The 8,295-nt window shown below is 75.0% G+C and carries 8 protein-coding genes; 4 read left to right on the top strand and 4 right to left on the bottom strand.

Annotated elements, in window-relative coordinates:
* Positions 1 to 23 precede the first annotated feature (23 nt).
* Positions 24 to 2,714 carry an error-prone DNA polymerase gene (locus tag ACIQOV_RS15950; RefSeq protein ID WP_401048960.1) on the top strand — a complete coding sequence of 897 codons (2,691 nt, stop codon included), beginning with the start codon at positions 24 to 26 and terminating at the stop codon, positions 2,712 to 2,714.
* A gap of 161 nt (positions 2,715 to 2,875) precedes the next feature.
* Here the strand turns inward: ACIQOV_RS15950 and ACIQOV_RS15945 are convergent, their stop codons facing one another.
* The gene (locus tag ACIQOV_RS15945) at positions 2,876 to 3,700 is read right to left on the bottom strand and encodes a TIGR03084 family metal-binding protein (protein ID WP_401048958.1); all 825 of its coding nucleotides are present in this window, start codon (positions 3,698 to 3,700) and stop codon (positions 2,876 to 2,878) included.
* A 161-nt stretch (positions 3,701 to 3,861) separates the two neighbouring features.
* On the opposite strand from ACIQOV_RS15945, the gene ACIQOV_RS15940 reads away from it, so the two are divergent.
* The gene (locus tag ACIQOV_RS15940) at positions 3,862 to 4,638 is read left to right on the top strand and encodes a LuxR C-terminal-related transcriptional regulator (RefSeq protein ID WP_401048956.1); all 777 of its coding nucleotides are present in this window, start codon (positions 3,862 to 3,864) and stop codon (positions 4,636 to 4,638) included.
* On the opposite strand, the gene ACIQOV_RS15935 is transcribed toward ACIQOV_RS15940, so the two are convergent.
* From ACIQOV_RS15935 to ACIQOV_RS15925, 3 genes are read right to left on the bottom strand one after another with little or no spacing between them, the layout of a single operon-like run.
* On the bottom strand, positions 4,631 to 6,166 hold the full coding sequence (locus ACIQOV_RS15935) for an AMP-binding protein (RefSeq protein ID WP_401048954.1): 1,536 nt from the start codon (positions 6,164 to 6,166) through the stop codon (positions 4,631 to 4,633). The two genes, ACIQOV_RS15940 and ACIQOV_RS15935, sit on opposite strands and share 8 nt — an antisense overlap.
* Before the next feature lie 51 nt (positions 6,167 to 6,217).
* Positions 6,218 to 6,592, bottom strand: a complete 375-nt coding sequence (locus ACIQOV_RS15930; RefSeq protein WP_401048962.1) for a MerR family transcriptional regulator — start codon at positions 6,590 to 6,592, stop codon at positions 6,218 to 6,220.
* A 20-nt stretch (positions 6,593 to 6,612) separates the two neighbouring features.
* Positions 6,613 to 7,377 (bottom strand): SDR family NAD(P)-dependent oxidoreductase, encoded by a 765-nt coding sequence (locus ACIQOV_RS15925; protein ID WP_401048952.1) that lies wholly within the window; start codon positions 7,375 to 7,377, stop codon positions 6,613 to 6,615.
* Positions 7,378 to 7,583: 206 nt separating this feature from the next.
* On the opposite strand from ACIQOV_RS15925, the gene ACIQOV_RS15920 reads away from it, so the two are divergent.
* The gene (locus tag ACIQOV_RS15920) at positions 7,584 to 8,042 is read left to right on the top strand and encodes a group II truncated hemoglobin (protein WP_380349443.1); all 459 of its coding nucleotides are present in this window, start codon (positions 7,584 to 7,586) and stop codon (positions 8,040 to 8,042) included.
* A partial coding sequence (locus ACIQOV_RS15915) for a GNAT family N-acetyltransferase (RefSeq protein WP_401048950.1) occupies positions 8,039 to 8,295 on the top strand: 257 nt, incomplete at its 3' end. The genes ACIQOV_RS15920 and ACIQOV_RS15915, both read left to right, overlap by 4 nt.

Here is an 8,295-nt window from a genome sequence, read left to right as displayed (position 1 = left end):
AAGCAGCAGCCGAAGGGTGCCGCATGATCCGAACAATGGTGGTCGACGACGACGCGCTGGTTCGCCTCGGCCTGGTCGACCTCCTGGCCCAGGACTCGTTCGGCCGCGAGAACGTCCACGTCGAGCTGATCGACCAGTGGCTGCCCGGCGACGACCGGCGCAACGACGCCCTCGCCGCCCTCGCGGCGACGGCGCGGCTCCCCGTCGTCGCCTCCACCAACGCCCACCACGCCGGCCCCGCCCAGGGCCGCCTTGCGCAGAGCCTCGCCGCGCTGCACGACCGCCGCACCCTCCAGGACGCGGTCGGCTGGACCAGGGCGGCCGGCACCGCGCACCTGCGCTCGGGCCGTGAGATGGCCGGCCGGCTGGCCCGCTTCCCCGGGGTGCAGCGGGCCACCGCCGAACTCGGCCGGGCCTGCGCCTTCGACTTCGCCCGGCTGGATCCGGAGCTGCCCGGTTTCCCCGTGGCCGAGGGCGAGAGCGAGATCAGCCACCTGCGCGCCCTGGTCGCGGCCGGCGGCCCGGGCCGCTTCGGCCCCGGCAACGCCGCCGCCCGCCGCCAGCTCGGCCGGGAGCTGGACGTGATCGAGGACCTCGACCTGGCCGGCTACTTCCTGATCGTGCACGACATCGTGGACTTCTGCCGGAGCCGGGACATCTGGTGCCAGGGCCGCGGCTCGGCCGCCAACTCGGCGGTCTGCTACGCCCTCGGGATCACCGCCGTCGACCCGATCCACTACAAGCTGCTGTTCGAACGCTTCCTCTCCACGGCCCGGGACGGGCCGCCCGACATCGACCTGGACATCGAGAACCGCCGCCGCGAGGAGGTCATCCAGTACGTCTACGGCCGCTACGGGCGCGAGCACGCCGCCCAGGTCGCCAATGTGATCACCTACCGGCCCCGGCTGGCGATCCGCGACGCCGCCCGGGTGCTCGGCTACCCGCAGGGGCAGGTGGACGCGTTCAGCCGGCAGACCGACTTCCGCTCGGCCCCCGGCGCGGACGCCGTCATCCCCGCCGACGTGCTCCAGCTCGCCACCCAGCTGCACGGCCTGCCCCGGCACCTGGGCATCCACTCGGGCGGCATGGTGCTCACCCGGGAGCCGATCGGCGAGATCTGCCCCACCGAGTGGGCCCGGATGCCCGGGCGCTCCGTGCTCCAGTGGGACAAGGAGTCCACCGCCGGCGCCGGACTGGTGAAGATCGACCTGCTCGGCCTCGGCATGCTGGCCGCCCTGCACGACGCCTGCGACCTGGTCGCGGAGCACCACGGTCTGCGCTACGACCTGGCCACCATCCCGGACGACGACAAGGGCGTGTACGCGATGCTGCGCCGGGCCGACACCGTCGGCGTGTTCCAGGTCGAGTCCCGGGCGCAGATGGCGACCCTGCCCCGGCTCAAGCCGGACCACTTCTACGACCTGGTGGTCGAGGTCGCGCTGATCCGCCCCGGACCGATCCAGGGCGGCTCCGTCCACCCGTACCTGCGCCGCCGCGCCGGGGCGGAGCCGGCCGGCTGCCCGCACCCGCTGATGGAGAACGCGCTCGGCAAGACCCTGGGGGTGCCGCTGTTCCAGGAGCAGATGATGCAACTCGCCATCGACTGCGCCGGGTTCACCCCGGCCGAGGCCGACCGGCTGCGGCAGGCGATGGGCGCCAAGCGCTCGCACGAGCGGGTCGCCCGGCTGCGCGACCGGCTGCTGGGCGGGATGGCCGAGCGCGGCATCCCGCCCGAGGTGGCGGAGGACGTCTACGGCAAGATCGAGGCCTTCTCCAACTACGGCTTCCCGGAGAGCCACGCGATCAGCTTCGCCTACCTGGTGTACGCCAGCGCCTGGCTGAAGCACCACTTCCCGGCGGCCTTCACCTGTGCCCTGCTGGCCAACCAGCCGATGGGCTTCTACTCGCCGCTCAGCCTGGTCGCGGACGTCCGCCGGCACGGTGTGCGGGTGCGCGGGGTGGACGTCAACGCCAGCGGGGCGCGGCCCACCCTGGAACCGTACCGGGGGCCGACCCCCGGGCCGCCGCTGACGGCAGGGCGCCCGCAGCCGGCGATCCGGCTCGGCCTGGAGACGGTGCGCGGCATCGGCACCCCGCAGGCCGAGGCGATCGTGGCCGGGCAGCCGTACGCGGACCTGGAGGACTTCGCCCGCCGCACCGGCCTGCCCGGGCCCGCCCTGGAGGCGCTGGCGACGGCCGGGGCCTTCGACTGCTTCGAGTTGACGAGACGTCAGGCACTGTGGGCGGCAGGGGCGTTCGCCGGGATCTCGGCCGATCTGATCCCCGGCACCACGCCCGGTGCCGAGGCGCCGGAGCTGCCCGGGATGAGCCCGGTCGAGGAGACCATCGCCGACCTGTGGGCCACCGGCACCTCCGCCACCAGCCACCCGCTCCAGCACCTGCGCGCCCGGCTGGAGCGCGGCGGCGCCCTCTGTGCCGACCGGCTCGCGGACGTGCCGCCGGGGACGGCGGTGGTGGTCGGCGGCCTGGTCACCCACCGGCAGCGGCCGCCGACGGCCGGCGGGGTGCTCTTCCTCAGCCTGGAGGACGAGACCGGGCTGATCAACGTGATCTGCAACCGCCCGGTCTGGGAGTCCCGGCGCCGCACCGCCCTGGACCGGGCCGGGCTGCTGGTGCACGGGCACATCGAGCGCGACCGGGGCGCCACCAACCTGATCGCCACCCGGCTCGCCCCGCTCCGGATCGGCCTCTGAGCGGGGCGGGCCGGTGTGCTTCCGCCCGTCGGTGCGCGTCGACGCGTCGGGGTACGGCTAGAAGGCAGGCTGGTCGGCGAGGTCGAAGATCCGCAGGTCGGTGAGGCGGACGGTGTACCAGACCTCCTGGCTGCCCCCGCGTCCCAGGCCTTCGCCCCGCCCTACGCCTGCGCCCCCGGCTGCCGCCCCTTGCCCGGCGCTCCGGCGAAGGCCTGGGCGATCGGGAGCCAGGCGGTGGCGACCGGCCCGGTGGCGGTGAGGGCGAGGTCGTCCCGGTGGCGGCGCTGGGTCACCAGCAGGCAGAAGTCCAGGGCGGGGCCGGACACCACGTCCTCGGCCCCGGCCGGGCCGATGGACCAGGTCCCGCCGTCCGGCGCGGTCAGGTCGAGCCGGACCGGCTGCTCGGGCGCGGGCAGTCCGTGCAGGGTGAAGGCGAAGCTCAGGGTGCGCAGCCCCAGGTGGGCGATGTGCCGCAGCCGGTCGGTGGGCTCACGGGTGGCGCCGAGTGCGTCCGCGACGTCCTGGCCGTGCGCCCAGGTCTCCATCAGCCGGGCGGTGGCCATCGAGGCGGGCTTCATCGGCGGGCCGAACCAGGGCAGCCGGACGTCGGCCGGGGCGGCGGCGAGTGCGGCCAGCACCTGCGCCCGACCGGCCCGCCAGCGGGCGAGCAGTGCCGCGGGCTCGGCGGCCGCACCCGTACGGGCGCCCTCCTCGACCGGGTCGGCGCCGGCCGCCACCAGTTCGGTGAAGCGCCCGCCGAGCGAGGTGCCGAAGCCCTCCGGGTCGCGCGCGGCCAGGGCCGTCCAGTCGTCGGTCCAGGCCAGGTGGGCGATCTGGTGCGCCACTGTCCAGCCCTCGGCGGGCGTCGGGCGGGCCCAGTCCCCGGCGGGCAGCCCGGCGACCAGGTCGTCCAGCACCGCGCTCTCGTCCCGCAGGTCCGCCAGCAGTCCGCCCAGGACGTCGCCCGGGGCGTTCGGGTCGGTCATCGGTTTCCCTCCGGTCGAAGGCGGTTGCCGTCCGGCAGTTGCTACCCGCCGGTAGCGTACGGGCGCACCCTATGCCCGCCCGGCCGCCGGTGTCCGCGACTCCACGAAACACGCATGTCAGGACTCTCGCCACCGGCCCCACCGCGTGTGACAATTCCGCGATGACCAGGGCTGCGGACCCCCACCTTGCGCAACCCGTCGCCGACGCTGCGCGACCCGACGACCCCGAACTGGCCGCGCGCGCCGCCGAGCTGGTGCGGGACGCCGTGCTCGGTGACCTCGCCCGCCGGGTGGTGGCCGAGTGCGGCGTCGACGTCGGCCTGGTCGGCGTGCCCGAGCCGCTGCCCGGCAGCCGCCCCGACAGCGAGGGCATGGTGCTGCGGCACTGGGCCGGCACCCGGGCCGACCTGCTGCACGACGTCCCCGTCCCGGCCGGACTCGGCCTCGGCGGCCGGGCGCTCGCCGAGCGCTCGCCGACCTGGGTGCCCGACTACCGTGCGGCGACGACGATTTCGCACCACTACGACGCGGCCGTGGCCGCCGAGGACCTGTACGCGATGCTCACCGTCCCGCTGATGGACGGCGGCACCGTGCACGGCGTGGTGTACGCCTCGCTGCGCACCGTCGTCCCGTTCGGGGACGTGCGGATCTCCGCGGTCGGCACGCTGGCGAGGGCGGCGGCCCGGGCGCTCGCCGGGGCCGCCGCCTGGAGTCGCGAGCGGCCCCGGAAGGCCGCCCCCGTAGCGCCGTTGACCCCGCGCGAGCACGAGGTGCTGCGCTGGGCGGCGACCGGCCGGACCAACCCGGAGATCGCCGCCCGACTGGGCCTGACCTGCAACACGGTGACGGGCTACCTCAAGTCCGCGATGCGCAAGCTCGGCGTCCGCAACCGGACCGAACTCGCCCTCGCGGCGAGGGAGTCGGGGCTCGTCAGTTGACCTGGCGCTCCCGCCCGGTCCAGTACGGCTCGCGCAGCCGGAACTTCTGCAGCTTCCCGGTGGCGGTGCGCGGCAGGGCGTCCCGGAACTCCACCGTGGTGGGCGACTTGTAGCCGGCCAGCCGCTGCTTGCAGTGCGCGATCAACTCGGCCTCGGTGACCGCCTCGTGGCCTTCCCGGAGCACCACCAGCGCCTTCACCGTCTCGCCCCACTTCTCGTGCGGAACGCCGATCACCGCCGTCTCGGCGACCGCCGGATGGTCGTACAGGCAGTCCTCCACCTCGATCGAGGAGACGTTCTCCCCGCCGCTGATGATGACGTCCTTCTTGCGGTCGGAGATGGTCAGCTGCCCGTCCGTGAGGGTGCCGCCGTCGCCGGTGTGGAACCAGCCGTCCCGCAGTGCCTCGGCGGAGGCCTCCGGCTGCTGCCAGTAGCCGTCCAGGACGGTGTTGGAGCGCACCAGCACCTCCCCGGAGGGATCCACCCGCAGCTGGGTGCCGAGCGCCGGGGCGCCCGCCTGCACCAGCTTCTCGGCCCGCTCGGCGGCCGGCAGCGCGTCCCACTCGGCCCGGGTGCGGTTGACCGTGACCGCGGGGGAGGTCTCGGTCAGGCCGTACAGCTGCATGAACTCCCAGCCCAGCTGCTCCTCGACCTGCTGCACCACCGAGGTCGGCGGCGGGGCGCCGGCCACGATCATCCGCACCCGGTCCCGGCCGGGCACCGGGCCGTCCCGGTCGGCGGCCGCGTCCAGCACCATCTGGACCACGGCCGGCGCGCCGGACAGGAAGGTCACCCCGTGCCGCTCGACCCGGCGCAGGATCTCCGCGCCGTCCACCTTGCGCAGCACGATGTGCCGGGCGCCCAGGCCGGTGAGCGAGAACGGCAGGCCCCAGCCGTTGGCGTGGAACATCGGCAGGGTGTGCAGGTAGACGTCCCGGTCGTTCGCGCCGTAGTGCAGGCCCATCAGCGTCGCGTTCAGCCAGATGTTGCGGTGGGTGAGCTGAACGCCCTTGGGGCGGGCGGTGGTTCCGCTGGTGTAGTTGATGGTGGCGGTGTCGTTCTCGTCCACCGCGTACCGCCGCGGGGTGCCGTCGAAGTCGTACAGCACGGCGTCGCTGTCCGCGCCCAGCACGAACTTGTGCTTGGCCACCACCCCGTGCAGGGAGTCGGCGACCTCGGGGTCGACCAGCAGCACCGAGGCGCCGCTCTGCTCGACGATGTACGACACCTCCTCGGCCTTCAGCCGGAAGTTCACCGGCACCAGCACCCGGCCGTGCCCGCTCACCCCGAAGAAGGAGGTCAGCAGCCGGGCCGAGTTGTGCGAGACGACCGCGACCCGCTCGCCCGGCCCGACGCCGAGCCGGTCCAGCCCGGCGGCCTGGGCCCGGGCCAGCTCGGCGACCCTGCGGTAGCTCAGCTCGCCCCAGGATTCGGCCGGCTGCACCGGCTCGTCGACGATGCCGACCCGGTCGCCGTAGACCAGCTCGGCCCGGTCGAGGAAGTCCATCACGGAGAGTGGAATCTGCATGCGCCCACTGTCCTCCCCCGCCCGCGCCCTGCACACCCCCGAACGGGGGTGTCATCCGCCCGTGGGCACCGGATCCGCCTCCCCGGCCGCTGTCAGCGCCGCCACCAGCCGGTCGCGGGCCTCCGTCTGGGCGGCGATCCGGCGCTCCAGCACCGCCAGCCGCTCCCGGGCGATCCCCAGCACCCGCGCGGACGGCCGGCCCGCCAGCACGTCCCCGTCCAGGCACCCCAGCAGCGGCCGGAGGTCCTCCAGGGTGAGCCCGGCGGCGACCAGCGCGCGGATGTTGCGCACCCGGACGACCGCCGACTCGCCGTACTCGCGGTAGCCGTTCGGCGCCCGCCCGGACTCGATCAGCCCGGCCTGCTCGTAGTGCCGCAGAGCGCGCGCGGTACTGCCCGTCCGGGCCGCCAGCTCGCCGATCCGCACCGCCACCCGTCCCCTCCCGGTCAGCCCACCAGCGCGCCGCCGTCCACCGAGAACACCACGCCGGTCACGAACGCGGCCTGCGGCGAGGCCAGTTGGGTGATCGCCCAGGCCACCTCCGCCGGGCGGCCGATCCGGCCCAGCGGGGTGTGCTCGATCTGCCACCGCCGGATCGCCGCCCGCTGCTCGGGGCCGTACCCGGAGTGCTCGCCGATCGGCGTGTCGATCGCCCCGGGCGCCACCGCCACCACCCGGACCCCGCGCGGCGCCAGCTCCACCGCCCAGCTGCGGGTGACCGTCTCCAGTGCCGCCTTGCTCGCCGCGTACACCGGGTTGCCCGGCCAGCCCCGCTGCCCGACGGCCGTGCTGACGTTGACCACCACGCCCCGGCTCCGCTCCAGCTCGGGCAGCGCGGCCTGCCCGAGCAGCACCGGGGCGACCAGGTTGGTCGCCAGCAGCGCCTCGACGCCCGCCCGGTCGAAGTCGCCGAGGCCCTGCCGGCTCTGCACGATCGCGGCATTGTTGACCAGCACGTCCAGCCGCCCGAACCGCTCCACGGCCACCCGGACGATCTCCTCCGGGGCGTCCGGCCCGGTCACGTCCGCGGTCAGCGGCTCGATCAGCGCCGGGTGCGCGGCCGCCGTCCCGGCCAGCGGTTCGAGCCGCCGTCCCACCGCCAGCACCCGCGCCCCCTCGGCCGCGAAGGCCCGCGCCGTCTCCCGCCCGATCCCCGTCCCGGCCCCGGTGACCACCACGACCCTGCCCCGCGTCCCGCTCTCGTCGTTCATGTCCCCACCCTGCGACCCTGCCGCCAACGTCAGGGTCAAGCGGGAGCCCCGCCCGCCGCTCGCCGAACCCGCCGCTCGCCGAACCCGCCGCTCGCCGAACCCGCCGCTCGCCGAACCCGGCGCGAACAGCGGGCCCGGGCCCGCTGTTCGCGCCCCAGCCTGCTAGGAAGGTCGCAACGCACGGTCCAACCACGGGGAGCACACCCATGAACGATCAACGGTCCGGCCCGCTCTACGAGGCCGTCGGCGGCATCGACGCCCTGCGCCGGCTCAGCCGCACCTTCTACCGGGACGTCCTCGCCGACCCCCTGCTCGCCCCGGTCTTCGCCGACTTCACCCCCACCCACATCGAGCGCGTCGCGGTCTGGCTGGCCGAGGTCTTCGGCGGCCCGGCGGGCTACACCGGTGAACTGGGCGGTCACCAGGCGCTGCTCCGCGCCCACCTGGGCCTGGCCATCACCGAGGAGCAGCGGCTGCGCTGGATGGAGCTGATGGCCGAGGCCGTCCGCGCGGAGCTGCCCGAGGACGAGCTGCTGCGCCGCCGGGTGCTGGAGTACTTCGACTGGGGCACCAGGATCGCCGAGGACGTCTCCGCCTCCCCGGTCGGCACCGACCTCGGCGATCCCGGCCCGACCCCGCGCTGGGGCTGGGAGGGTCTCAAGTGACCGTCGCCGCACCGCCGATGGCCGACGGCCTGCTGCTGCGCCCCTTCGAGGACGCCGACGCGCCGGCCCTGATCGAGGCCTACCGGGACGAGACCCTGCGCCGCTTCCTCCGTACCCTGGTGGACGACGCCGACCAGGCCGCGCACTGGCTGCGCGCCCAGGAGGAGGGCCGGGCGGCCGGCACCCGGTACAGCTTCGCCGTCCTGGACGGCGGCGAGCTGGTCGGCAACGTCGCGCTCAAGTACCCCGCCCC

The organism is Kitasatospora sp. NPDC091257 (genome assembly GCF_044757675.1).
GTDB classification, from domain to species: Bacteria; Actinomycetota; Actinomycetes; order Streptomycetales; family Streptomycetaceae; genus Kitasatospora; species Kitasatospora lactacystinica.
Note: the sequence above shows the minus strand (reverse complement) of the source record. Positions and strands in the feature narration are given on the sequence as shown.